24 protein-coding genes are annotated in these 22,686 nt (G+C 58.0%); 13 read left to right on the forward strand and 11 right to left on the reverse strand.

Annotated features, from left to right (window positions below; translation table 11 throughout):
- Positions 1–117: 117 nt before the first annotated feature.
- Positions 118–909, forward strand: a complete 792-nt coding sequence (gene kdgR, locus ABVR31_RS08695) for a DNA-binding transcriptional regulator KdgR (RefSeq protein WP_372772449.1) — start codon at positions 118–120, stop codon at positions 907–909.
- Between the two features lie 40 nt (positions 910–949).
- On the opposite strand, the gene ABVR31_RS08700 is transcribed toward kdgR, so the two are convergent.
- Entirely contained in the window at positions 950–1,186 is a 237-nt protein-coding gene (locus tag ABVR31_RS08700; RefSeq protein WP_021510021.1) for a YobH family protein, read from the reverse strand.
- Between the two features lie 218 nt (positions 1,187–1,404).
- Between ABVR31_RS08700 and ABVR31_RS08705 the strand changes: the two genes are divergently transcribed.
- From ABVR31_RS08705 to rlmA, 5 genes are all read left to right on the forward strand, one after another.
- Positions 1,405–1,680 carry a YebO family protein gene (locus tag ABVR31_RS08705; protein ID WP_141495364.1) on the forward strand — a complete coding sequence of 92 codons (276 nt, stop codon included), beginning with the start codon at positions 1,405–1,407 and terminating at the stop codon, positions 1,678–1,680.
- A gap of 18 nt (positions 1,681–1,698) precedes the next feature.
- The gene (locus ABVR31_RS08710) at positions 1,699–2,697 is read left to right on the forward strand and encodes an MBL fold metallo-hydrolase (RefSeq protein ID WP_372772452.1); all 999 of its coding nucleotides are present in this window, start codon (positions 1,699–1,701) and stop codon (positions 2,695–2,697) included.
- A 539-nt stretch (positions 2,698–3,236) separates the two neighbouring features.
- Positions 3,237–3,311, forward strand: coding sequence for a DUF2627 domain-containing protein (locus ABVR31_RS08715; RefSeq protein WP_110866451.1), 75 nt, complete (start codon positions 3,237–3,239; stop codon positions 3,309–3,311).
- Between the two features lie 83 nt (positions 3,312–3,394).
- Positions 3,395–3,604: a transcription antiterminator/RNA stability regulator CspE gene (gene cspE, locus ABVR31_RS08720; protein WP_021510024.1), complete on the forward strand. Its 210-nt coding sequence runs from the start codon at positions 3,395–3,397 to the stop codon at positions 3,602–3,604.
- Between the two features lie 140 nt (positions 3,605–3,744).
- Positions 3,745–4,551 carry a 23S rRNA (guanine(745)-N(1))-methyltransferase gene (rlmA, locus tag ABVR31_RS08725; RefSeq protein WP_152390951.1) on the forward strand — a complete coding sequence of 269 codons (807 nt, stop codon included), beginning with the start codon at positions 3,745–3,747 and terminating at the stop codon, positions 4,549–4,551.
- Here the strand turns inward: rlmA and ABVR31_RS08730 are convergent.
- The 4 genes from ABVR31_RS08730 to manX all read right to left on the reverse strand — a co-directional run bounded on the left by ABVR31_RS08730 (position 4,548) and on the right by manX (position 7,779).
- On the reverse strand, positions 4,548–5,006 hold the full coding sequence (locus ABVR31_RS08730) for a DUF986 family protein (RefSeq protein ID WP_021510026.1): 459 nt from the start codon (positions 5,004–5,006) through the stop codon (positions 4,548–4,550). The genes rlmA and ABVR31_RS08730 overlap by 4 nt on opposite strands.
- Positions 5,007–5,098: 92 nt before the next feature.
- Positions 5,099–5,944, reverse strand: a complete 846-nt coding sequence (locus ABVR31_RS08735) for a PTS mannose transporter subunit IID (RefSeq protein WP_021510027.1) — start codon at positions 5,942–5,944, stop codon at positions 5,099–5,101.
- 14 nt (positions 5,945–5,958) lie between these two features.
- Positions 5,959–6,759: a PTS mannose/fructose/sorbose transporter subunit IIC gene (locus tag ABVR31_RS08740; RefSeq protein WP_031280203.1), complete on the reverse strand. Its 801-nt coding sequence runs from the start codon at positions 6,757–6,759 to the stop codon at positions 5,959–5,961.
- A gap of 57 nt (positions 6,760–6,816) precedes the next feature.
- Entirely contained in the window at positions 6,817–7,779 is a 963-nt protein-coding gene (gene manX, locus ABVR31_RS08745) for a PTS mannose transporter subunit IIAB (protein WP_058757739.1), read from the reverse strand.
- 510 nt (positions 7,780–8,289) lie between these two features.
- On the opposite strand from manX, the gene ABVR31_RS08750 reads away from it, so the two are divergent.
- Positions 8,290–9,858: a TerC family protein gene (locus tag ABVR31_RS08750; RefSeq protein WP_021510030.1), complete on the forward strand. Its 1,569-nt coding sequence runs from the start codon at positions 8,290–8,292 to the stop codon at positions 9,856–9,858.
- A gap of 12 nt (positions 9,859–9,870) precedes the next feature.
- Here ABVR31_RS08750 and ABVR31_RS08755 read toward each other — a convergent pair whose 3' ends face one another.
- The 4 genes from ABVR31_RS08755 to pabB form a co-directional block, all read right to left on the reverse strand.
- A complete protein-coding gene (locus ABVR31_RS08755) occupies positions 9,871–11,433 on the reverse strand; it encodes an EAL domain-containing protein (RefSeq protein ID WP_058757738.1) in 1,563 nt (520 codons plus the stop codon).
- A gap of 234 nt (positions 11,434–11,667) precedes the next feature.
- On the reverse strand, positions 11,668–13,032 hold the full coding sequence (locus ABVR31_RS08760) for an L-serine ammonia-lyase (protein WP_058774595.1): 1,365 nt from the start codon (positions 13,030–13,032) through the stop codon (positions 11,668–11,670).
- Positions 13,033–13,222: 190 nt separating this feature from the next.
- A complete protein-coding gene (locus ABVR31_RS08765; protein ID WP_127834149.1) occupies positions 13,223–13,792 on the reverse strand; it encodes a CoA pyrophosphatase in 570 nt (189 codons plus the stop codon).
- A 1-nt stretch (position 13,793) separates the two neighbouring features.
- Positions 13,794–15,146 (reverse strand): aminodeoxychorismate synthase component 1, encoded by a 1,353-nt coding sequence (gene pabB / locus ABVR31_RS08770; protein ID WP_150057924.1) that lies wholly within the window; start codon positions 15,144–15,146, stop codon positions 13,794–13,796.
- A gap of 115 nt (positions 15,147–15,261) precedes the next feature.
- Between pabB and ABVR31_RS08775 the strand changes: the two genes are divergently transcribed.
- Entirely contained in the window at positions 15,262–15,447 is a 186-nt protein-coding gene (locus tag ABVR31_RS08775; protein WP_021510035.1) for a YoaH family protein, read from the forward strand.
- A gap of 13 nt (positions 15,448–15,460) precedes the next feature.
- Here ABVR31_RS08775 and ABVR31_RS08780 read toward each other — a convergent pair whose 3' ends face one another.
- A complete protein-coding gene (locus tag ABVR31_RS08780) occupies positions 15,461–15,805 on the reverse strand; it encodes a RidA family protein (RefSeq protein WP_058757734.1) in 345 nt (114 codons plus the stop codon).
- A 125-nt stretch (positions 15,806–15,930) separates the two neighbouring features.
- Here ABVR31_RS08780 and ABVR31_RS08785 point away from each other — a divergent pair, with 125 nt between their 5' ends.
- The 5 genes from ABVR31_RS08785 to rnd all read left to right on the forward strand — a co-directional run bounded on the left by ABVR31_RS08785 (position 15,931) and on the right by rnd (position 22,358).
- The gene (locus ABVR31_RS08785; RefSeq protein WP_141495370.1) at positions 15,931–17,841 is read left to right on the forward strand and encodes an ATP-dependent DNA helicase; all 1,911 of its coding nucleotides are present in this window, start codon (positions 15,931–15,933) and stop codon (positions 17,839–17,841) included.
- Positions 17,842–17,893: 52 nt separating this feature from the next.
- Positions 17,894–18,595, forward strand: a complete 702-nt coding sequence (gene tsaB, locus ABVR31_RS08790; RefSeq protein WP_058781824.1) for a tRNA (adenosine(37)-N6)-threonylcarbamoyltransferase complex dimerization subunit type 1 TsaB — start codon at positions 17,894–17,896, stop codon at positions 18,593–18,595.
- Positions 18,596–18,655: 60 nt separating this feature from the next.
- Positions 18,656–19,249, forward strand: a complete 594-nt coding sequence (locus ABVR31_RS08795) for a Slp family lipoprotein (RefSeq protein ID WP_010616392.1) — start codon at positions 18,656–18,658, stop codon at positions 19,247–19,249.
- 208 nt (positions 19,250–19,457) lie between these two features.
- On the forward strand, positions 19,458–21,131 hold the full coding sequence (fadD, locus tag ABVR31_RS08800) for a long-chain-fatty-acid--CoA ligase FadD (RefSeq protein ID WP_222951963.1): 1,674 nt from the start codon (positions 19,458–19,460) through the stop codon (positions 21,129–21,131).
- A 105-nt stretch (positions 21,132–21,236) separates the two neighbouring features.
- A complete protein-coding gene (gene rnd, locus ABVR31_RS08805; RefSeq protein ID WP_372772459.1) occupies positions 21,237–22,358 on the forward strand; it encodes a ribonuclease D in 1,122 nt (373 codons plus the stop codon).
- A gap of 55 nt (positions 22,359–22,413) precedes the next feature.
- Here rnd and minE read toward each other — a convergent pair whose 3' ends face one another.
- The gene (minE, locus tag ABVR31_RS08810; RefSeq protein WP_010616394.1) at positions 22,414–22,683 is read right to left on the reverse strand and encodes a cell division topological specificity factor MinE; all 270 of its coding nucleotides are present in this window, start codon (positions 22,681–22,683) and stop codon (positions 22,414–22,416) included.
- Positions 22,684–22,686 lie beyond the last annotated feature (3 nt).

Genomic DNA, 22,686 nt, shown 5'->3' on the forward strand with positions numbered 1-22,686 from the left:
TTTTCTGCCTGAAATCACCGCATTAATGGACAAAAATTACAAGTGGATGTGTCGTTGCCGCCGTCCGGCTGTAACCTCTATACTGGCGTTTTTGCAAAAGCGTTAAGGAAGTCCCGCATGGCGAGCCGCGATAACGATAAACAGCCGGATGCCGTATCATCAGTGATGAAAGTGTTTGGCATTCTGCAGGCGCTGGGCGAAGAGCGCGATCACGGCATCACCGAGCTTTCGCAGCGGGTTATGATGTCGAAAAGCACGGTCTACCGCTTTCTGCAGACCATGAAATCACTCGGCTACGTGGCGCAGGAGGGCGAGAGCGAAAAATATTCGCTGACGCTCAAACTGTTTGAACTTGGCGCGCACGCGCTGCAGAACGTGGATTTGATTCGCAGCGCCGATGTGGAGATGCGCGAACTGTCGCGCCAGACCAAAGAGACCATTCATCTCGGCGCGCTGGAAGAAGACAGCATCGTCTATATCCATAAGATTGACTCGCTGTATAACCTGCGCATGTATTCGCGCATCGGCCGGCGTAATCCGCTGCATAGTACCGCCATCGGCAAAGTGCTGCTGGCGTGGCGTGAGCGCGCGGAGGTGAACGACATTCTGCGTGAAGTGGAATTCCGTCGCAGCACCGCTAACACTATCGTCAACGCGCAGGCGCTACTGCCGGTGCTGGATCAGGTCAGGCAACAGGGCTTTGGTGAGGATAATGAAGAGCAGGAAGCGGGGATTCGCTGTCTGGCGGTACCGGTGTTTGATCGCTTCGGCGTGGTGATTGCCGGCATGAGTCTCTCTTTTCCGACGGTGCGCTTCTCCGAACCGGCAAAAAAAGAGTATGTGACCATGCTGCATCGTGCCGCGCGTAAGGTGTCGGAGCAAATGGGCTATTACGACTATCCGTTCTGAATCCTGCCGGGCTGACGTGCAGCCCGGCAGGCGGCTTAACTTAGTTGTCGACCACTTCGCCGCTTTTCTTCAGCAGTGGACAATCGGTAACGCCAACAATGCCGCTGTCGGTGTGCAGATACTGTGCGGTAATCATGCCGCGCGCGGTCAGGTAGCTGCACTGTAAGCCCAGCCCGGCTGCGTTTTTATTGCTGCCGGTTAACACGCCGTAGCCGGTAAACAGCATCGCCAGCCACAAGACAGCCAGCACCATCACCGCACGAATCAGTAGTTTCATTTTTATCTCCTTGTGTTACATAACGCAGCTGTTCCCGCATTGCTGCGAACTCTATAGTAGCAGCATGCCTCGCTTTTCTCGCCGGATCGATCAGAGATAACTGAAAGCGGCACGCAGGCGGGATAATCTGCTTTATCTTCGCCACCATATCTTTTCCGCACGCAACGAGTAGAATCAGCGGCGATGTACCTGAATGATGTTTGAGGATTGATGCAGTTATGAACGAATTAGCCGCCAGTACCGGTCCGCTGTTTAACTATGGCGTGCTGGCCATCATTGTGATTGTGGCCTTTATTGCCTGGTTTTTTGTTAACCGGGCCAGCGTGCGCGCCAGTGAACAGCTTCAGCTGCTGGAAGCGCTGCTGGAAGAGCAAAAGAAACAGAACGCGCTGCTGCGCCGTATCGCTGAGGCGCAGCCGGTGGCCGAAAAAGCGCAGGATGAGCAGGATACCGGGGACAAGCGCGACTTTATTCGCCTGATCCCGGAACGTTAAGCACACAACGGAGAGGCCATGGCCTGGCAAAATCCCTGGTATGACGCTTCGCTGGCCCATCATACGCCGCATGGCTTTCGTAACCCGGAAGAGGAGTTGCGTCAGCCTGGCTATTTACAGCGCTGGCGGCGCGAGCGTAAGCAGCAGAATCTGCCGCTGCCACCGCAGTCCGGCTATGCGGCCTTTACCGCTAGCTGGTGCCAGCAGGCCGACCTGAGCGGTGAAGATGACCGTGTCTGGTGGCTGGGCCATGCCGCGCTGCTGCTGCGTCTCAATCAGCGCTATATTCTGATCGACCCGGCGCTGTCGACACGCGCTTCGCCGCTGCCATTTGCCGGGCCGCAGCGTAAAACCCCGGCGCCGCTCAGCGTGGCGCAGCTGCCGCATCTTGATTATGTGCTGATCTCGCATAACCATTACGACCACCTTGATCGGCCTACGGTGAAACGCATCGCTCGCCGCTTTCCTGCGGCGCACTTTCTGGTGCCGCTGGGGATGGCCGACTGGTGTCGCCGCCGTGGCGTGCGCACCGTCACTGAACTGGACTGGTGGCAGCAGGTGCAGCTTGACGACATCAGCTTCACAGCGGTTCCCGCGCGCCACTGGAGCATGCGTACCTTCTGGGATCGCAACCGGTCGCTGTGGTGCGGCTGGGTAGTGCGTAATGCGCAGCTCAATTTCTGGTTCTCCGGCGATAGCGGCTACAGCGATAATCTCTCTGCCATCGCGCAGCGTCTGGGGCCGTTTAATCTGGCTGCGTTACCAATAGGTGCCTATGCACCAAAATGGTTCATGCGCGGCCAGCACATGGACCCGGATCAGGCGGTACAGCTCTGGCAGCAGATAGGGCGACCGCTGGCGATTCCCATTCACTGGGGCGTATTTGAGCTGGCGGACGAGTCGCTTGACGATCCGCCGACGGTGCTGGCGCAAGCATTGCTGCAGGCGGGCGAGGTCGATGCGCCTTTTGCCCCATGGCGAATTGGCGAGAGCCGCAGCCTGATGAATTACGATTAAGATTTATCCTAAGCCCTTTTTGTTAAATGCCAGCGGCTTCCGCGCTTTTTAACATTTAATTGTTGGGTGTTTAGAAAAAAATGAGATAAATGCCAGCGTGCAGTCTGCCTATATTTGGGGCAACGGCGATTATATTTTCCTGATTTTGGTGCAAAACTATTTTTAACTTGTACTGTCAGGAATTTGTTGTACAAGATTTGAGCGCTGCGCAGTTATGTCGCTCATTGCACAACGGCCAGTGAAATAGCTTATCTGTGCCATATTAATGCAATATTTTTTGCCTAAACTTATTCGGTTTAAATGTGAAAAAGCAGCGTTTACCGCTGCGCTTGACGAAACGCGAGTCTGGCGCTAACTATACTGACGCATAGACTTTTTTTGCACACGCTGAGGCGTTGCTGTCAATAACGTTATCCACCTTTCGCTGCCGGTTTCAGGCAATTATGTGCGGCATGTCGATCACTGTTTAAAAATGGCTTGCCATTAATTAGCGGATATGTGATAACGAATCGTGGGTCAAACGAGGTACAGTTCTGTTTATGTATGGCATCTTCAGTAAAGAAGTTACGAGTAAAGACGTTGACGTTGAATACCGCTTCCTTGCCGAACCTTAAATTAGTGCCTCATTCAGTAATGTCTCTGGTTTCTCTGTAAGACTGCCTGCGGGCAATATAAACACTCTAAGGAATTTGCAAAAATGGCAAAGATTAAAGGTCAGGTTAAGTGGTTCAACGAGTCTAAAGGTTTTGGTTTTATTACTCCTGCTGACGGCAGCAAAGACGTGTTCGTTCACTTCTCTGCTATCCAGGGCAACGGTTTTAAAACCCTGGCCGAAGGTCAACAAGTTGAGTTTGAAATTCAGGACGGCCAGAAAGGCCCGGCAGCAGTTAACGTTACTGCTATCTGATTTCGCTCTCAGGCTCGGTGTCATGCACCGCTGAATCGAATCTTAAAAGCCCTGCTCAATGAGCGGGGCTTTTCTTTATCCTTTCTGTTACCGGATGATCAGGGTAAACTGCGCCGCGAATCGCTAACCCGGAGTTATCTATGTCGTTGATTTGCCCACTTTGCCACCTCGCTTTGCACCTGCACGCCAGCAGTTATCGCTGTGCGTCCGGTCATCAGTTCGATCGGGCGAAAGAGGGGTACGTCAACCTGCTGCCGGTGCAGCACAAAGGTTCACGCGAACCGGGCGACAGCGCAGAGATGCTTCAGGCGCGCCGGGCCTTTCTGGATGCCGGACACTATCAGCCGCTGCGCGATCGGGTGGCGCAGCGTCTGGCTCAGCCACTCACAAACCGGCCCGCGCAGCTGCTGGATATCGGCTGTGGCGAAGGCTATTACACCGCCGCCCTGGCTGCCGCGTTGCCCGACAGCCAGCTGTACGGTCTGGATGTGGCCAAAGCCGCGGTGCGCATGGCGGCAAAGCGCTATCGCGCGGTTAACTTTTGTGTCGCCTCCAGCCAGCGCCTGCCGTTTGCCGATGGCTCACTGGACGCTATCGTGCGCATTTACGCGCCCTGTAACGAGCAGGAGCTGAGCCGCGTCATCAGGCCCGGCGGCTATTTGCTGACGGTGACACCGGGGCCGCACCATTTGCAGCAGTTTAAGGCGTTGATCTATCGTGAAGTGCAGCTGCATACGGCGGAAGAGAAAAACTATGCGGGATTTGAGCAGATCGATCAGCAAAACCTCCATTATACGATGACGCTGAACGGGGCGGAAGCGGTGAGCCTGCTGCAGATGACCCCCTTTGCCTGGCGTGCGCGTGAAGCGGTGTGGCAGCAGCTGGCCTCCAGCGCCACCTTTAGCTGTGACGCGGATTTCACCCTGACGCTGTGGCAGCGCGTTTAACGCGCCTCCACCAGCGTATGGTAGATTTTCTCCAGGTCGTCGAGCTGTTTCACCGCAATCAGCAGGCGACGCTGCTCCAGCTGCATCACCAGAATGCCATCCTCTGACAGGTTCATACTCTGAATACGCCGGTAATCGATCCACACGCTGGCGAAAAACAGGCCGTCATTTTTCATCAGCAGCCGCGGGCTGCGGATCCAGAACAGCCAGATAGCCATAAAGCACAGCACCATCAGCAAAGTGGTGGTGAGCTGCGGGCCATGATGGCTGACGTTGTTCCACAGCAGAATCAGTAGCAGCACGATAAAGATGCCGCTGTCGATTTTATGGCGGCGGCGCAGGGTGACGCGCAGTCGGGTCGGTCCATTGCGGCGGGGCAGGATGACATCGTCGTAAATCGCAAACAGGGCGAGAGCGGCGATCAGCAGGGCAATCAGGGCGTCAGTCAGTGACATACAGGCTTCTTCCTCAACCGAAGTGACCTCAGCGTTGGCGCTCAGGTCACGCCGTTCAAAAAACGCCGGGAGTCTGACTCCCGGCGGTGAGATTACAGACCGAGCAGGCCGATCCAGTAACCAAAGATACCGATGGCAAAGAAGCCAACGATGATCCAAAGCGCGTTAACTTTACGGCGCAGCAGCCACATACAGCCAAAGGTCAGCAGCAGTGGAATCAGGCCGGGCATCAGCTGGTCGAGAATCGACTGCACGGTGGTGACCGTGGTCTTGCCGGTCTGGTCGGTGATGCGGGATACCACCAGCGGCACGTTGACGTGCGTCCACTTGTTGACCAGCGCTCCCATAACAAACAGGCCGAGTATCGATGCCCCCTCGGTCAGTTTTTGCAGGAAGCCGCCGCCCATATCGCTGACGATATCCACCCCTTTGCGATAGCCATAAGCCACGCCGTAATAACGGGTCAGCATGCGCGCAATGTTAAACAGGAAGAAGAACAGCAGCGGACCAAGCAGGCTGCCGCTCATCGCGATACCGGCACCCAGCGCGGCGAACACCGGACGCACGGTCCCCCAGAAAATCGGGTCGCCCACGCCAGCCAGCGGCCCCATCAGGCCCACTTTGATGCCGTTAATGGCACCGTCATCGATCGCCGCACCGTTGGCGCGCTGCTCTTCCATGGCCATGGTCACGCCGAGCACCGGCGCTGCCACGTAAGGATGGGTGTTGAAGAACTCAAGGTGACGCTTAATCGCCTGCTTGCGTTCGTCGTTGTTTTCCGGATACAGGCGACGGATCACCGGCACCATTGAGAAGCAGAAGCCCAGCGCCTGCATGCGTTCAAAGTTCCACGAACCCTGAAACAGGTTGGAGCGCAGGAACACACCGCGCACGTCACCGGGGGTGAGTTTCTTTGGAGTATTGGTTGTATCTACCATGATGTCACCTGTTCCTAGTCGAGTTCGTTGTCGAGGTCGTTGTTAGCCGGGCCCGCCGAGGCAGCGCCTGCGACGCGGTTGTATTTTGGCGCCAGCTGGATGTACAGCACCGCCATTACCACGCCAATCACGCCCAGCGCCACCAGGTTAAAGTTGGTGAACGCGGCGGTGACAAAGCCAAGATAGAAGAACGGCATCAGATAACCGGCACGCATCATGTTGATGACCATCGCGTAACCGACCACCACGATCATGCCGCCGGCGATGTTCAGACCATTGGTGACCACTTCCGGAATCGAACTCAGCAGGCTGTGCACCGCGCTGGTACCGACCGAGACCGCCACAATCAGCGCCGGGATAGCGATACGCATCGCCTGCAGCAGCAGGGCAGAGACGTGGATCCATGAAATCGCCGTCAGATTGCCTTTCTCCGCAGCTTTATCCGCGGCGTGCTGGAAGGCGACAGTGATGGTACGCACGATGATGGTCAGCACCTGACCGGCTGCGGCCAGTGGGATGGCCAGCGCAATACCGGCACCGACGCTTTGACCGCCAGCAATGACCAGAATGGTAGAGATGATGGAAGCCAGCGCCGCATCCGGTGCCACTGCCGCACCGATGTTCATCCAGCCCAGCGCGATCATCTCCAGCGTACCGCCGATGATGATGCCGGTTTTCATATCACCCAGCACTGCACCAATCAGGGTACAGGCCACCAGCGGCCGGTGGAACTGGAACTCATCGAGAATCGATCCCATCCCGGCAATACAGGCCACAATAAATATCAACACTATTTGTAGCGAGGTTATTTCCATTGCATTTTTCCTCAGCAAGATCAGAACTTTTTGCCCACGCGCGCAGGCACAGGCGAATCAGGCATTGACCTTCGCAATCAGGTCCATCATTTTCAGTTTCGGGTCGTTGGAGACTTTACGCACTTCCAGTTCGATACCGCGCTCATTCAGCTTGCGGAAGGCAGCGATGTCCTTCTCATCCACCGACACCGCGTTATTAACCTGCGTTTTCCCCTGACGGAAGGCCATGCCGCCGATATTCACCGACTTGATATCCACGCCTTGCTCCACCACGCGCTCAACATCGGTCGGATTGGTAAACAGCAGCATCACGCGATCGGAACCGTACTTCGGGTTGTTCCACACGCGGATCATCTTGGCGATATCCACCACGTGGGCGGTCACGCCCGGCGGCGCCACCTGAGTCAGCAGGGTTTTGCGAACGTGATCGTTGGCCACTTCATCACTGACGACGATGATGCGCGTCACGTTGGTCTCTTTGGTCCATCGCGTGGCCACCTGGCCGTGGATCAGACGGTCATCGATACGGGCCAGGCCAATTTTCATGTGCTCGCCCGGTGCCAGCGGCTTCTGCGGCTGGGCAGGGGCTTTCGGGGCCGGTGCGGCCGCTGCCGGCGCGGCGGATTCGGTTTTGAGCGCTTTCACCCCCTCGCGGCCGGCCTCGACGGCGATGTGGATCAGCTCTTCCAGCGATGGATCGTCATCGCGCCCCATCAGGGTTTCCACCAGCATGGGAATGTTGACGCCGGCAATAACGTCATAGCCCGGTTTATCCACCACGATGCGGCTGGCGGCGTTAAACGGGCTGCCGCCCCAGGTGTCCACCAGAAACAGCACGCCTTTCGACGTGTCGAGTCGGGCGAGCTGTGCCTGATATTTTTCGATTAGCGTTTCTGCATTTTCGCCGGGTACGAAATCAATCCATCCGACATTTTCCTGCTCGCCCAACAGCATTTCTGCTGTTTTCAGCAGCTGTTCTGCCGCCCAGCCATGTGTACCAATTACAAGCGCAATGGTCACTTGCTACCTCCGTTCGCATGAGAGTTCCCGACCATGGCCGGGAATCATTGAGAATTACCGTTGTTATTTTCTGTGGATCGCCCGGGACTAAATTGAAGAAAGTCATCAGGAAAAGGCCCAAAACATTCCGCGATACAGCAGTAAGGTCGCGATTTATTTTAGTGAGCGAAAAAATAAAATATGTGACGTTGCTCTGCTATTCGGAGCGTACCGGCGGCAACGGGCATTTTTATGGCAGTTTCTTGCGCTGGCGCAGTTATTTGTAAATGTAAGAAAATTTTTTGACGTTATTGATGTAACTGATACATTAGCTTTCTGTTTATTACTCAGGAGTACCGGGCTTTAGCTCACCTATATGGACCGTCACCGACGTCGCTTCACTTGTTCCCCGCGCTGCTCAGCGCGCACCCTGACACCTGCCGGTGTTGCCTCATCCGTTAACGCTCTCTCGTCTCGCCTTCCGGCGCAGGCTCAGTCGCGTTCGCCCTTACGTTTAGCAAGGAGTCATTGATGGAATTTCTCTTCGACCCCTCAATCTGGGCGGGTTTATTGACGCTGATCGTGCTGGAGATTGTGCTCGGCATCGACAACCTGGTGTTTATCGCCATTCTTGCCGACAAGCTGCCACCGAAACAGCGCGATAAAGCGCGCCTGATTGGTCTGTCGCTGGCGCTGGTGATGCGCCTCGGCCTGCTGTCGCTGATCTCCTGGATGGTGACGCTGACGCGACCCCTATTCAGCGTAGGCGATTTCAGCTTTTCCGGACGAGATTTAATTCTGTTGATTGGTGGTTTGTTCCTGTTGTTTAAGGCCACCATGGAACTGCACGAGCGGCTGGAAAACCGTGGCATGGAGCATCAGGGCAACAAAGCCTATGCCAGCTTCTGGGCGGTCGTGACGCAGATTGTGGTGCTGGACGCGGTGTTCTCCCTGGATGCGGTGATTACCGCCGTCGGTATGGTGAACCATCTGCCGGTGATGATGACGGCAGTGGTGATTGCCATGGGCGTGATGCTGCTGGCCTCAAAACCGCTGACCCGCTTCGTCAACGCGCACCCAACGGTGGTGGTGCTGTGTCTGAGCTTCCTGCTGATGATCGGTCTGTCGCTGGTGGCGGAAGGCTTTGGTTTCCATATTCCGAAAGGCTATCTGTACGCGGCAATTGGCTTCTCGATTTTGATCGAGCTGTTCAACCAGATTGCGCGCCGGAACTTTATCCGTCATCAGGCGCACCGTCCGATGCGTGAACGTACCGCCGAAGCGATTCTGCGTCTGATGGGCGGGCGCCAGCGTAACCAGCCGGCGCATACCGAAGAAGCGTCACTGACGGAAGCGATGCCGCAGGAAGCGTTTAAAGACGAAGAGCGTTACATGATTAACGGCGTGCTGACGCTGTCACAGCGTTCGATTCGCAGCATCATGACGCCGCGCGGCGATATCTCGTGGGTTGACGTCTCGCGTCCGCTGGATGAGATCCGCATTCAGCTGCTGGATACGCCTCACAGTCTGTTTCCGGTGTGTCGTGGCGAGCTGGATGAGATCATCGGCGTGGTGCGCGCGAAAGAGCTGCTGGTGGCGCTGGAGCACGGTATGGATGTCGCGACCTTCGCGGCCAACACGCCGCCGATTGTGGTGCCGGAAACGCTGGATCCGATTAACCTGCTGGGCGTATTGCGTCGCGCTAAAGGGAGCTTCGTCATCGTTACCAACGAATTTGGTGTGGTGCAGGGCCTGATTACGCCGCTGGACGTGCTGGAAGCGATTGCCGGTGAGTTCCCGGATGAAGACGAAACGCCGGATGTGGTGGCGGATGGCGACGGCTGGCTGGTGAAGGGCGGTACCGATCTGCACTCGCTGCAGCAGCTGCTCGACCACCATGAGCTGGTCGATCCGGATGAAGATCACGCGTCGCTGGCCGGCCTGTTGATTGAGCAGAAGGGGCAGCTGCCGCTGCCGGGCGAGATTATCGATTTGCCACCGCTGCACTTCCAGATTATCGAAGCCACGGATTACCGTATCGATCTGGTGCGCGTCACCAAAGACAAGCCGCACCATGACGAGGAAGAGGGCGACGCCTGATGTCGTCCGGCATCAGGCGCCCAGCTGCGCCTGATGCTGCGCCAGCCATTGCGGGAAGTCCTCAATCGGCATCGGGCGCGCATAGTAGTAACCCTGCAGATGATCAACGCCGCGCTCGCGCAGATAATGCGCCTGCTCGGCGGTTTCCACGCCCTCCGCGACCAGCGCGATATTCAGCCGCTGTGCCAGTGAAATCACCATATCCGTTACCGTAGCGTTGATCGCGTCAGTGCCAATCGCGGCGGTAAAGATTTTATCGATTTTCAGCACGTCCGGCTTCAGATCTTTCAGATAGGCCAGCGAACTGTGGCCGGTACCGAAATCGTCAATCGCCAGCCGCACGCCAATTTCGTGCAGCTGCGCCACGACCGTCTGGTCGATGACCGGCAGCGCATCGCGCTCGGTCAGCTCCACCACCAGTTTCGGCAGGGGATTGGCGGGCCACCAGTAGCGCTGTAAATCCTCAACAATCAGGCGATCGCGGAAGTGGCTGGCCGCGACGTTAATCGCGATATGAAATGCCGGGCACTGTGGCAGATTAGGCAACTCCGCGACGACTCTGGCAATCACAAAGCGCGTCAGCGGTGCAATCAGGTTCTGGCGTTCGGCCAGCGGAATAAATACGTCCGGGGCAATCCAGCCCTGACGCGGATTGTGCCAGCGCAGCAGCAGCTCGATACCATCGCAATCGCCGCTGCGGGCATTGATCAGCGGCTGGCAGTAGACCATAAATTCGTTAGCGGTGATGCCATAGCTGATTTGCCAGCTCAGGCTCATGCGATTGGCGGTGGCCAGCCAGACGATATAGCCCAGCAGCAGGCTCAGCAGTACCGCCAGCGGCAGCTGAGACGGCAGGGTATTGAGCGCCAGCCGCGCCGGAGAGGGGCCGTACAGCGTAATGCTGTAGGGATAACGCAGCGAGGCCTGATCGTACGCCACTTCGTCATCGGACGGTACGGTATGCTCGATCAGCGGATTACCATATTCGAGGCTCTGTCCGCCTACGTTAAAGATCGCGCGCTCTACCCACGGCAGCTGCGGCTCCAGCAGATAGTTGGTCATCAGTTCAATATTGATGATCTGCAGCAGGCCGTCCTGGTTATCCAGCGACTTTGGGGTCCACAGCAGCAGCACCGGCGAACCTTTTAGCAGGTAGTCGTCGGTAGACAGCATCATGCGCTGGTTGTTGATCGCCAGCTCGGGATAGGTCTGGCTGAACGAGATGTGGCGCGGGCCATAAATACTCGAACAGTAGATGGTATCGTCCTGCACCAGCAGTACGGTACGCACGGTTTGCAGCGCCGCGATCTTCTCAATCAGCGGGTAGCGCACCTGCGTGCAGGGCACGCCCACCAGCCCCAGCGTGTTGTTGGCGGAGACGTCCAGCGGCGAAAACATGCGGTCAAAGCGCTCAATCGCGCGGGTGGCAAAGTTAAGGGACTGCTGCTCAATGCGTGACTTCTCTTCGATGTAGCGAAAAGTCAGCGTAAGAATGAGAACCAGCGACGCGATCACCAACGCAATAAGCAGGCGCTTACGGCGAAATTGACCCACAAATTGCTGGGGAAGGAGCATCAGTAACCACCTTGCTAAGACAAAGAATGAGACCAAATTAACGTGAAAGTTATCGGCATGGCGGCGGCCAAATTTAGCGCGGCTGGAGAAAAAAAGCGGCACTAAAAAATCGCGCGACCATTAGAGGTCGCGCGCAAAAATAATGTATCTGGTTTGATAACGCGGAGGTAGAGGCCATTGCAGAAATAATGGCCGATCGCTGCAATTGTCAGCAGCGAAACGCGACGTTGCCGGTCAGTCGCACTGCACCTTGATCGCCAGACCGCCACGCGAGGTCTCACGATATTTAGCGTTCATATCTTTGCCGGTCTCGTACATCGTCTCGATCACCTTATCCAGCGATACGCGCGGCTCGCTGGTGCGGCGCAGCGCCATCCGCGCGGCGTTGATCGCTTTCACCGAAGCAATGGCGTTACGCTCAATGCACGGCACCTGTACCTGACCGGCGACCGGATCGCAGGTCAGTCCGAGGTTGTGTTCCATGCCGATTTCAGCGGCAACACACACCTGCTCCGGGCTGGCTCCCAGCAGTTCAGCGAGGCCAGCGGCGGCCATTGAGCAGGCCACGCCTACTTCGCCCTGGCAGCCGACTTCGGCACCGGAAATCGAAGCGTTCATTTTGTACAACACGCCAATCGCGCCCGAGGCGAGGAAGTAGCGGATAAAGATATCCGGCGTGACCGTTTCGATGAAGTGATCGTAATACGCCAGCACCGCCGGCACGATACCGCAGGCACCGTTGGTCGGTGCGGTGACCACACGACCACCGGCCGCATTCTCTTCATTCACCGCCAGCGCAAACATATTGACCCAGTCGATGACGTTCATCGGATCGTTAGAATGTTTGGTTGAGGAGACCAGTAGACGTCGCAGCGACGCCGCCCGACGCGGCACGCGCAGCGGGCCCGGCAGCACCCCTTCGGTATTCAGGCCACGATCGATACACGCCTGCATGGTTTGCCAGATGTTGCCAAAATAGGCGTAAATCTCGTCACGGCTGTGCAGCGCCAGCTCGTTTTTCATCACCAGCCCCGAAAGCGACATGCCGGTATCGCGGCAATGACTGAGCAACTCTTTGGCTGAATGGAACGGATAGGGCACGGCGACCTCATCCAGCACGGACTGACCAAAGTGCGCTTCGTCGACAATAAAGCCACCGCCAATCGAGTAATAGGTTTTGCGCTCAAGCAGACGATCGCCGGCAAAAGCGTACAGAGTCATGCCGTTTTCATGCAGCGACAGGTTTTCGCTGCGGAAGACCATGCCGCCGTCACGCGGGAAGTCGACCTCGCGCGCGCCCTGTGCCAGCAGCAGCCGCTCACGCGTTTCGACATCTTTGATAAACGCCGGAATGCTGTCGATGTCGACGCTGGCAGGCTCAAAGCCGGCCAGACCCATAATGATGGCAATGTCGGTGTGGTGTCCTTTACCGGTGAGCGACAGTGAGCCGTAAACGTCCACCGCCACGCGCGTCACGTCCTGCAGCTTGCCCTGTTCGATCAGCAGGTCAACAAACTGTTTGCCCGCTTTCATCGGGCCAACGGTATGCGAACTGGACGGGCCGATACCCACTTTGAACATGTCAAAAACACTTATCACCGGTGACGCTCCTCACAAATCTTCTTTTCTACGGCGCAGGCCGTTAATGCGGCTAATAGTAATCGCCAGCGGGCGGCAGCGAGCAGCTTTTCGCATGAAATAAACTAATTATAAACCACAGAAATAGTTATCCGTATCCCCGGATGTGAACGGGATCAATTTTTCGGCCAGGGTGAAACGGGACGGGGGATCAAAGCAGGGCGATCTGCTGGCCGAGCGCGCGCAGGATACCGGCGGTCATGCCCCAGATAAAATAATCTTCATACCACGACAGCCACACCTGGTGCTGGCGATGACCGCGGCGCAGCGTTAGTCCGCTGTAGCGCCCCAGCCGCAGCGCCTCTGCGAGCGGCATGGAAAAGGCGCTTTCAACTTCATCCGGGTTAAGCCGCAGCGGCAGGTGCGGCGGAATGATGCCGACCACGGGCGTGACGGCGAAACCGGTACTGCTGGTGACCGGCGGTAACACGCCGACCACCCGCACCTGCTGCGGCGCGATGCCCACTTCTTCCTGCGCTTCACGCAGCGCGGTGGCGATCAGCGAATCGTCAGTGGCATCCATCATGCCGCCGGGGAACGCCACCTGCCCGGCATGTTTGCGCAGCAGCGCGGAGCGGCGGGTCAGCAGCAGTTCGGGCTGGTCGCCATCAATCACCGGTACCAGCACCGCGGCACGGCGTCCGCTGATCACGCTGTGCGCGGTCGCCAGCGGCGGCTGCAGCACAAAGCGACTGAGAAACTGCGCCAGCGTCAGCTCCATATCACGCCTCATCACGCAGACAGGGCAGAATACGGTTGAGCTTGTGCAGCGTCTCCTGATATTCCGCCTCAGCATCGCTGTCAGCCACCAGACCGCCGCCCGCCGCGCAGTACAGCTGCTGATTTTCGGCAATCAGCGTGCGGATGGTAATGCTGCTGTCCATACGCCCGCACAGGCTGATGTAGCCGATACTGCCGCACCACGCATTGCGCCGCTGCGGTTCGAGTTCTTCGATGATCTCCATGGCGCGGATCTTGGGCGCGCCGGTAATGGAGCCACCGGGGAAACAGGCGCGCAGCAAATCGGTAGCGGAGAGCGCGTCTGGCAGCCTGGCCCGCACCGTGCTCACCAGGTGATGCACCGCCGGGAACGGCTCCACCACAAACAGCTCCGGCACGCTGACGCTGCCCGGCTCGGCGACGCGGCCAATATCATTACGCAGCAGGTCCACAATCATCAGGTTTTCCGCCCGATCTTTTTCAGCGCTGGCCAGTTTCTCCGCCTGCAGCCGATCGGCCTGCGGATCGGCCAGGCGCGGCAGCGTGCCTTTAATCGGCCGGGTTTCAATCTGCTGTTGCTGCAGCGAGAGAAAACGCTCCGGCGACAGGCTCAGCACGGCACTGTGCGGCAGACGAAGGAAGGCGCTGAACGGCGCGCGGTTGGCGCGGTTGAGACGTAAAAACGCCTGCCACTCATCGCCGCGATAGCTGGCCTGGAAACGCTGCGCCAGATTAACCTGGTAGCAATCGCCCGCCTGAATGTAGGCCTGCACCGCCTGGAAACGCGCGGCGTACTGCGCATAGCTCATATTGGCCTGCCAGTCGCTGGTCAGGGCAAAGGGTTTGGGCTGCGGCACCGCCAGCGCCTGTAGCCACTGCCAGCGCTGTTCCGCGTCGTGCAGGGCAATCAGCGTCAGCGTCTGGCGATGGTGATCGGCAATCAGCGCCCAGTCATAAATGCCCACCGCCATATCCGGCGTGTGTAAATCCTGTTGCGCCCGCTGCGGCAGCGTTTCGAAACGGCGACCGAGGTCATAACCAAACAGACCCAGCGCGCCGCCCTGAAACGGCAGATTTGCATCAAACGCCGGCCGGATGCCCAGCGCGTCCAGCTGCTGCTGCACCAGCTGCAGCGGATCGGTGGTGGAGTGGCTGATGCCGGTGCCGTCGTCGATGGCGGTGCTGTCACCGCGCGTCGTCAGGGTCACCCGCGGGTCGGCGGTGAGAATATCGAAACGGTTATCCGCGTGCTCGGCGTGACCAGAGGTCAGCAGCATCGCCCACGGGCGGTGCGCCAGCGTGGAAAAACGGTGTAAAAGTGTATCGGGCGTATACTGTAGCGAGAGGGTTTTCACGTTCGTTTGGCTAAATCAGTTCAGCAGGCAGGCGCGTAGCCTGGCATATTTTTTTGCTGCTGGCACCTGTTTGTTCAGCGTGGAATAATGCGTCCCCCCATTACAGGAGTGCATCATGTTTTCAGGTCTTCCGGCTTTATCGCACGAACAGCAGCAGCAGGCAGTGGAACGTATTCAGGAACTGATGGCCGGCGGCATGTCCAGCGGGCAGGCGATTGCGCAGGTGGCGCAGGAAATTCGCCAGAACCATCAGGGCGAAGCGATTCGGGCGCGCTTCGAAGAGGACGAAGACGACGAATAGCGCCCGGCGAGCGTTATAGCGCGGCGATGATTTTGATTTCCACTTTGTAGCGCGGATTCATCAGGCCGGCCTGCACCGTGCAGCGTACCGGCGCATTACCCGGCGAGACCCACGCATCCCAGGCGCGGTTCATCGCGGCAAAGTCCTCTTTGTCCACCAGGAAAATGGTGGCGTCGAGAATTTTGCTTTTATCCGAACCCACGCGCGTCAGGATGCGGTCAATCACCGCCAGCGCGTTGGCGGTCTGCGCTTCCGCATCGTCATCCAGATTCTCCGGCACGCTGGTGTAATACACGGTCTGGTCATGTACAACCGCTTCGGACATGCGGTGCTCGGCATCAATACGCGTAATGGTCATGCTGTTCTCCTTTATTTTTGCTGCGTTAGCCTGCCATATCCCATGGCCGGCTGTCATCTGTTGTGGTCGCCTGCGGTGAATCCTGACATAATTACAGGTGTTTTAAGAGCAATCGGTGAGGATGTGTGGCAGACGATTTTGCAGCGGATGGCGCGTTAGCGCAGGCGATTCCCGGCTTTAAGCCGCGCGCGGCACAGCGCGAAATGGCGCAGGCAGTGAGCGAAGCGGTGCAGCAGGCAGGCGAGCTGGTGGTCGAGGCCGGCACCGGCACCGGTAAAACTTATGCGTATCTGGCACCGGCGTTGCGGGCGAAGAAAAAAGTCATTGTATCGACCGGTTCCAAAGCGTTGCAGGATCAGCTCTACAACCGCGATCTGCCGACCATTGCCCGCGCCCTGGCGTTCAGCGGCAAAACCGCGCTGCTGAAAGGGCGCTCCAACTATCTGTGCCTGGAACGGCTGGAGCAGCAAAATCAGACTGGCGGCGATCTCAGCGTGCAGGCGCTCGGCGATCTGATTAACGTGCGCAGCTGGTCTTCGGAGACCGTTGATGGCGACGTCAGCAGCTGCGCCGGCGTCGCGGAAGACAGTCCGATCTGGCCTTACGTCACCAGCACCAACGATAACTGCCTCGGCAGCGATTGCCCGCTGTATAAAGATTGCTTCGTGGTGAAGGCGCGCAAAAAAGCGATGGATGCGGATGTGGTGGTGGTGAACCATCACCTGTTTCTCGCCGACCTGGTGGTCAAAGAGGGGGGATTTGGCGAGCTGATCCCGGAAGCTGACGTGATGATCTTCGACGAAGCGCACCAGCTGCCGGATATTGCCAGCCAGTATTTTGGCCAGCAGCTGTCGAGCCGGCAACTGCAGGATCTCGCCAAAGACATTATCCTTGCCTACCGCACCGAGGTGCGCGATGTGCAGCAGCTGCAGAAATCCGCCGACCGGCTGGCGCAGTGCGCACAGGATTTTCGGCTGACGCTGGGCGAGCCCGGTTTTCGCGGCAATTTGCGCGATCTGCTGAGCGACAACAACATCATGCGCATGTTTACGCTGCTGGATGATGCGCTCGAGCTGTGTTACGACGTGATTAAGCTGTCGCTGGGCCGTTCCGCGCTGCTGGACGCTGCCTTCGAGCGTGCCGCGCTGTATCGCACCCGGCTCAAGCGTTTACGCGCGATTGATGAACCGGGCTTCAGCTACTGGTACGAATGCAGCAGCCGGCACTTTACGCTGGCGCTGACGCCGCTGTCGGTCGCGGAGCGCTTCCGCGAAGTGATGGACGGACGCAAAGCGGCGTGGGTGTTTACCTCGGCGACGCTGGCGGTCAACGAACAGATGAGCCACTTCGCCAGCCGGCTCGGTGTGGATAATGCCCGCACCCTGATCCTCGAAAGTCCGTTTGATTATGCGCAGCAGGCCTTGCTGTGCGTGCCGCGCAACATGCCGGAACCCAACTATCCTGGCGGTGCGCGTCAGCTGGCACGCATGATGAAACCGCTGATTGAAGCCAACAAAGGACGCTGTTTCTTCCTGTGCACCTCGCACAAAATGATGCGCGAGCTGGCGGCGGAGTTCCGCGCCTCCATGACCCTGCCGGTGCTGTTGCAGGGCGAAACCAGCAAAGGCCAGCTGCTCAAACAGTTTCTTGACGCCGGCAATGCACTGCTGGTGGCCACCAGCAGCTTCTGGGAAGGCGTTGACGTGCGCGGTGATGCGCTGTCGCTGGTGATCATCGACAAGCTGCCGTTTACCTCGCCGGAAGATCCGCTGCTGAAGGCGCGCATGGAGGATTGCCGTCTGCGCGGCGGTGATCCGTTCAACGATGTGCAGCTGCCGGACGCGGTGATCACCCTCAAGCAGGGCGTGGGCCGTCTGATTCGCGATACCGACGATCGCGGTGTGCTGGTGATTTGTGACCAGCGGCTGGTGTCGCGTCCGTATGGCGGTCTGTTCCTTAATAGCCTGCCGCCGACACCGCGCACCCGCGATTTACAGCGTGCGATTGACTTTGTGCGTCCGCCAGAGAAGCACTAATTTCTGCCAGGCTGTGGTAAGATGCGCGCCATTTTGATTCTCTGAGGTTGTTATGTCCGCCCGAATTTTAGCCCTGGACACCGCGACAGAAGCCTGTTCTGCCGCGCTGCTGAATCAGCAGCAGATCGATGCCCGCTTCGAAATCGCGCCCCGCGATCATACTCAACGTATTCTGCCGCTGGTGCAGGAATTGTTGCAGGCGCAGTCGCTGGCGCTGAGCGCGCTGGACGCGCTGGCGTTTGGCCGCGGGCCCGGCAGTTTTACCGGCGTGCGCATCGGCATTGGCATCGCGCAGGGCCTGGCGCTGGGCGCAAATCTGCCGATGATTGGCGTATCCTCGCTGGCCACCATGGCGCAGGGTGCCTGGCGTTTGACCGGGGCAACGCGCGTGCTGGCGGCGATTGATGCGCGCATGGGTGAAGTCTACTGGGCAGAGTATCAGCGTGATGAGCAGGGCGAGTGGCAGGGCGCTGAGAGCGAAGCCGTCCTCAAGCCGGAAGCGGCACAGGCGCGCATCGCGCAGCTGAGCGGCGAGTGGGCCACTGTCGGCACCGGCTGGCAGGCATATCCGCAGCTTCTGGCTGGCACGACCGGGGCACAACTGCTGACCACCACGGTCACGCTGCCTGCCGCAGAAGATATGCTGCCGCTGGCGCTCAGCGCCTGGCAGCGCGGCGACAGCGTGGCGGTGGAAAATGCTGAGCCGGTTTATCTGCGCAATGAAGTGGCATGGAAAAAATTGCCGGGGCGCTAGGCGCCTACGCAACTTATTTTTGTGCCTTCAGTCTAACGGAGAAATAACAGGAGAAGTGCTATGCCAATTAGTCGTAAAGGGATGTCTGGCGCTCTGTTAGCCTGTGCGCTGTTGCTCAGCGGCTGCGTGTCAGTGCCGGATGCCATTAAAGGGAGTTCTCAGCTTCCACAGCAGGATTTATTACGCGTGATGAATGCGCCGCAGCTGTATGTCGGCCAGGAGTCGCGCTTCGGCGGCAAAGTCGTGAAGGTAACTAACCTCAACGGCCTGACCCGGCTGGAAATTGCTACTCAGCCGCTGGATGACAGCGCGCGACCGCGCCTCGGTGCTGCCTCCATTGGCCGCATTTACGCTGACATTCATGGTTTTGTTGATCCGATCGACGTCAATAATCAGTACGTCACGGTGTTGGGCAACATCAAAGGCACCGAGAAAGGGGAAATTGGCAAAGCCAGTTACAACTTTGTGGTGATTGATGTGCGCGGTTATCAGCGCTGGCATCTGACTCAGCAGGTGATGACGCCGCCGCAGCCGATCGATCCGTGGATTTGGTACGGGCCGACGCGTCGCCATCCCGGCTATTGGGGGCCTAACCCCTACTGGGGCATGAACACCGGCGGTCCGGCGCAGGTTGAGACCATTCTTACCGAATAGCGCTAAACAGGTTTTTTTACGGCCCGGTCGCGGTGCTCGCGAACGGGCCTTTTTATTGGGCGCGCAACCGATGCGCGAAATTTAGTGATGCGCCTCGCAACCTGAAAATGCCGGAACAGGCAAACTGGTACAATCAGTTAAAATATTGTTAACAACACTGATTGCAGAGGCGGCGATGGCTACGCAACAAGAATATCGGGGTGAATCTTTGAACAAGGTTTGGCTGAAACGCTATCCGCCAGATGTACCAGCGGAAATTAACGCAGACCGTTATCCCTCTTTGGTCGATCTTTTCGAACACGCAGCGCAACGTTATGCCGATCAGGTGGCTTTCATTAACATGGGCCAGCCAATGACTTACCGCCAGCTGGAGCAGCAGAGCCGTGCTTTTGCGGCCTGGCTGCAACAGGGATTAGGCTTGCAGCAGGGCGATCGCGTCGCGCTGATGATGCCAAATCTGCTGCAGTATCCGGTGGCGCTGTTTGGCGTCCTGCGTGCCGGTATGGTGGTGGTGAATGTTAACCCGTTGTACACGCCGCGCGAGCTGAAGCACCAGCTTAATGACAGCGGTGCCAGTGCGATTGTCATTGTCTCCAACTTCGCCCATACGCTGGAAAAAGTGGTCGCGGAAACCCCGGTTAAGCACGTGATGCTGACGCGCATGGGCGATCAGCTGGCGCCGGTGAAAGCCACGCTGGTGAACTTCGTCGTTAAATATGTGAAAAAGCTGGTACCGAAATACCATCTGCCAGGGGCGGTACCGTTTCGTCATGCGCTGCAGCAGGGCGAGCAGATGAGCTATCATCGTCCTGTGATCAATAATCAGGATCTGGCATTTCTGCAGTACACCGGTGGCACTACCGGCGTGGCGAAAGGCGCCATGCTGACCCACGGCAACATGCAGGCTAATCTGGAGCAGACCAAAGCCACCTACGGTAAACTGCTGCGCGCCGGACAGGAGCAGGTGGTAACCGCGCTGCCGCTTTATCACATCTTTGCCCTGACGGTGAACTGTCTGCTGTTCCTCGACCTGGGCGGCACCAACCTGCTGATTACCAACCCGCGTGATATTCCCGGTTTCGTTAAAGAGCTGAGTAAATTTCCCTTTACCGCCATCACCGGTGTTAATACGTTGTTCAACGCCCTGCTGAACGATGCCAATTTTAACCAGCTGGACTTCTCCACGCTGCGTCTGTCTGCCGGTGGCGGCATGGCGGTGCAGAAAGCGGTGGCCGAGCGCTGGGAGAAACTCACCGGGCACTATCTGCTGGAGGGCTACGGACTCACCGAATGCTCACCGCTGGTGTCGGTTAATCCGTATGATATTACCTGCCACACCGGCAGCATCGGTTTGCCGGTTCCGTCCACCGACGTGCGTATTGTCGATGATGAAGATCGCGACGTACCGCCGGGTGAACCGGGTGAACTGTGCATCCGCGGGCCGCAGGTCATGATTGGCTACTGGCAGCGGCCGGATGCCAGCGAGGAAGTGCTGAAAAATGGCTGGCTGCACACCGGTGATATTGTTACCGTGGACACGGAAGGGTTTATCCGCATCGTCGATCGTAAAAAAGACATGATTCTGGTGTCCGGCTTTAACGTGTATCCTAACGAAATCGAAGATGTGCTGATGCAGCACGCCAAGGTGCGCGAAGCGGCGGCGATTGGCGTGCCGAGCGATCTCTCCGGCGAAGCGGTGAAAGTGTGCATCGTGAAAAAAGATCCGTCGCTGACGAAAGAGGAAGTGCTGGATCATTGTCGCCGTCAGCTCACCGGCTATAAAGTGCCGAAGATTATCGAGTTTCGTGATGAGCTGCCGAAGACCAACGTCGGTAAAATTTTACGTCGCGAATTGCGCGACGAGGCGAAGCGCGAAGCGTAGTACTGGCTTCCGCTGAATGCTCAGGTCAACGCCGGCACCGTCCGGCGTTTTTATTGCTTTTAACATGGAGCGCTGTGCGAGGTTTGTCGCAGCGAGAAAGACAACGTGAATTACACCCTGATCGACCACAATGACCAGCTGGCCGCGGTATGCCAGCAGGCCCGTCAGCATCACGCCGTGGCGCTGGATACCGAATTCGTGCGCACCCGCACGTACTATCCGCAGCTTGGCCTGATCCAGCTCTTCGATGGCGAGCAACTGGTTCTGATCGATCCGTTAACCATCAGCGACTGGGCGCCGTTTGTTGCGCTGCTGCAGGATCGTCAGCTGACCAAGTTCCTGCACGCTGGCGGGGAAGACCTCGAAGTCTTCCTGCATCGTTTCGGCTGCCTGCCGGAGCCGATGATCGATACGCAGATTCTGGCCGCTTTCGCCGGGCAGCCGCTGTCGTGGGGCTTTGCCGCGATGGTCAATCATTTCAACCAGATTGAGCTGGATAAGAGCGAAGCGCGCACCGACTGGCTGGCGCGTCCGCTTACCGAGCGGCAGTGCCAGTACGCTGCGGCCGATGTGGCTTATCTGCTGCCGATCGCCCATCAGCTGGTGGCGCAAACCGAAGCGGCAGGCAACATGGCGGCGGCGCTGAGTGAGTGCGCTACGCTGTGTCAGCGCCGTCTTGACGTGCTGCAGCCGGAAGAGGCGTGGCGCGATATCACCAATGCGTGGCAGCTGGGTCCGCGCCAGCTGGCGGTGCTGCAGCGTCTGGCCGCGTGGCGTCTCAACCTCGCCCGGCAGAAAGACATGGCGGTGAATTTTGTGGTGCGCGAAGAGAACCTGTGGAAAGTCGCGCGCTTTATGCCCGGCAGCCTTGGCGAGCTGGATCATCTCGGCCTGAACGGTCACGAAATCCGCTTCCACGGTAAGGCGCTGGTGGCGATGGTGGCAGAGGCGCAGGCGCTGGATGAGGCCGCATTACCGCCGCCGTTGCCTAATCTGATTGACCACGCGCACTACAAGCAGGCGTTTAAAGCGATTAAAGCGCTGGTACAGCAGGTGAGTGAGCAGACCGGTTACAGTCAGGAGCTGTTAGCATCACGGCGCCAGATTAACCAGGTGCTGAGCGTGCACTGGGGGCTGAAAAGCGCCACGCGTCCGCCGGAACTGCTGGCAGGCTGGCGGGGTGAGGTGTTGAAAGCCGGGATCGACGAGATTTTACACACGCTGTAAGCGGAACGTTTTCCCCTGCGCAACCACGCAGGGGAAAATCAGGAACCCGCTACAATCATTTAGGAACGTCTTCCGTCTCCGGCAGCGTCACGTTGAGCTCGAGGATAGAGATGTCATCCCCTTTCTGATCCAGCTGCACCGTGACCATGTCCGGGTCAATTTTCACGTATTTACAGATCACTTCCAGGATATCGCGCTTCAGCTGCGGCAGATAGTGGGGCTCACTGTCGCCCCTTCTGCGTTCGGCCACGATAATCTGCAGCCTTTCCTTGGCTATGTTGGCTGTGTTCTTCTTACGGGATAAAAAGAAATCAAGTAATGCCATTGG

Origin of the sequence: Pantoea sp. WEP (genome assembly GCF_041678305.1) — a bacterium.
Taxonomy (GTDB): Bacteria; Pseudomonadota; Gammaproteobacteria; order Enterobacterales; family Enterobacteriaceae; genus Pantoea; species Pantoea dispersa.

What these genes read in the sequence shown, in the direction of transcription:
- ABVR31_RS08700 (WP_021510021.1), bottom strand. Translation starts at nt 1,186, where the DNA reads ATGAAACTACTGATTCGTGCGGTGATGGTGCTGGCTGTCTTGTGGCTG.
- ABVR31_RS08780 (WP_058757734.1), bottom strand. Translation starts at nt 15,805, where the DNA reads ATGACCATTACGCGTATTGATGCCGAGCACCGCATGTCCGAAGCGGTT.
- ABVR31_RS08705 (WP_141495364.1), top strand. Translation starts at nt 1,405, where the DNA reads ATGAACGAATTAGCCGCCAGTACCGGTCCGCTGTTTAACTATGGCGTG.
- ABVR31_RS08735 (WP_021510027.1), bottom strand. Translation starts at nt 5,944, where the DNA reads ATGGTAGATACAACCAATACTCCAAAGAAACTCACCCCCGGTGACGTG.
- ABVR31_RS08740 (WP_031280203.1), bottom strand. Translation starts at nt 6,759, where the DNA reads ATGGAAATAACCTCGCTACAAATAGTGTTGATATTTATTGTGGCCTGT.
- ABVR31_RS08750 (WP_021510030.1), top strand. Translation starts at nt 8,290, where the DNA reads ATGGAATTTCTCTTCGACCCCTCAATCTGGGCGGGTTTATTGACGCTG.
- tsaB (WP_058781824.1), top strand. Translation starts at nt 17,894, where the DNA reads ATGTCCGCCCGAATTTTAGCCCTGGACACCGCGACAGAAGCCTGTTCT.
- ABVR31_RS08730 (WP_021510026.1), bottom strand. Translation starts at nt 5,006, where the DNA reads ATGTCACTGACTGACGCCCTGATTGCCCTGCTGATCGCCGCTCTCGCC.
- cspE (WP_021510024.1), top strand. Translation starts at nt 3,395, where the DNA reads ATGGCAAAGATTAAAGGTCAGGTTAAGTGGTTCAACGAGTCTAAAGGT.
- kdgR (WP_372772449.1), top strand. Translation starts at nt 118, where the DNA reads ATGGCGAGCCGCGATAACGATAAACAGCCGGATGCCGTATCATCAGTG.
- rlmA (WP_152390951.1), top strand. Translation starts at nt 3,745, where the DNA reads ATGTCGTTGATTTGCCCACTTTGCCACCTCGCTTTGCACCTGCACGCC.
- ABVR31_RS08710 (WP_372772452.1), top strand. Translation starts at nt 1,699, where the DNA reads ATGGCCTGGCAAAATCCCTGGTATGACGCTTCGCTGGCCCATCATACG.
- ABVR31_RS08755 (WP_058757738.1), bottom strand. Translation starts at nt 11,433, where the DNA reads ATGCTCCTTCCCCAGCAATTTGTGGGTCAATTTCGCCGTAAGCGCCTG.
- ABVR31_RS08775 (WP_021510035.1), top strand. Translation starts at nt 15,262, where the DNA reads ATGTTTTCAGGTCTTCCGGCTTTATCGCACGAACAGCAGCAGCAGGCA.
- ABVR31_RS08795 (WP_010616392.1), top strand. Translation starts at nt 18,656, where the DNA reads ATGCCAATTAGTCGTAAAGGGATGTCTGGCGCTCTGTTAGCCTGTGCG.
- minE (WP_010616394.1), bottom strand. Translation starts at nt 22,683, where the DNA reads ATGGCATTACTTGATTTCTTTTTATCCCGTAAGAAGAACACAGCCAAC.
- ABVR31_RS08765 (WP_127834149.1), bottom strand. Translation starts at nt 13,792, where the DNA reads ATGGAGCTGACGCTGGCGCAGTTTCTCAGTCGCTTTGTGCTGCAGCCG.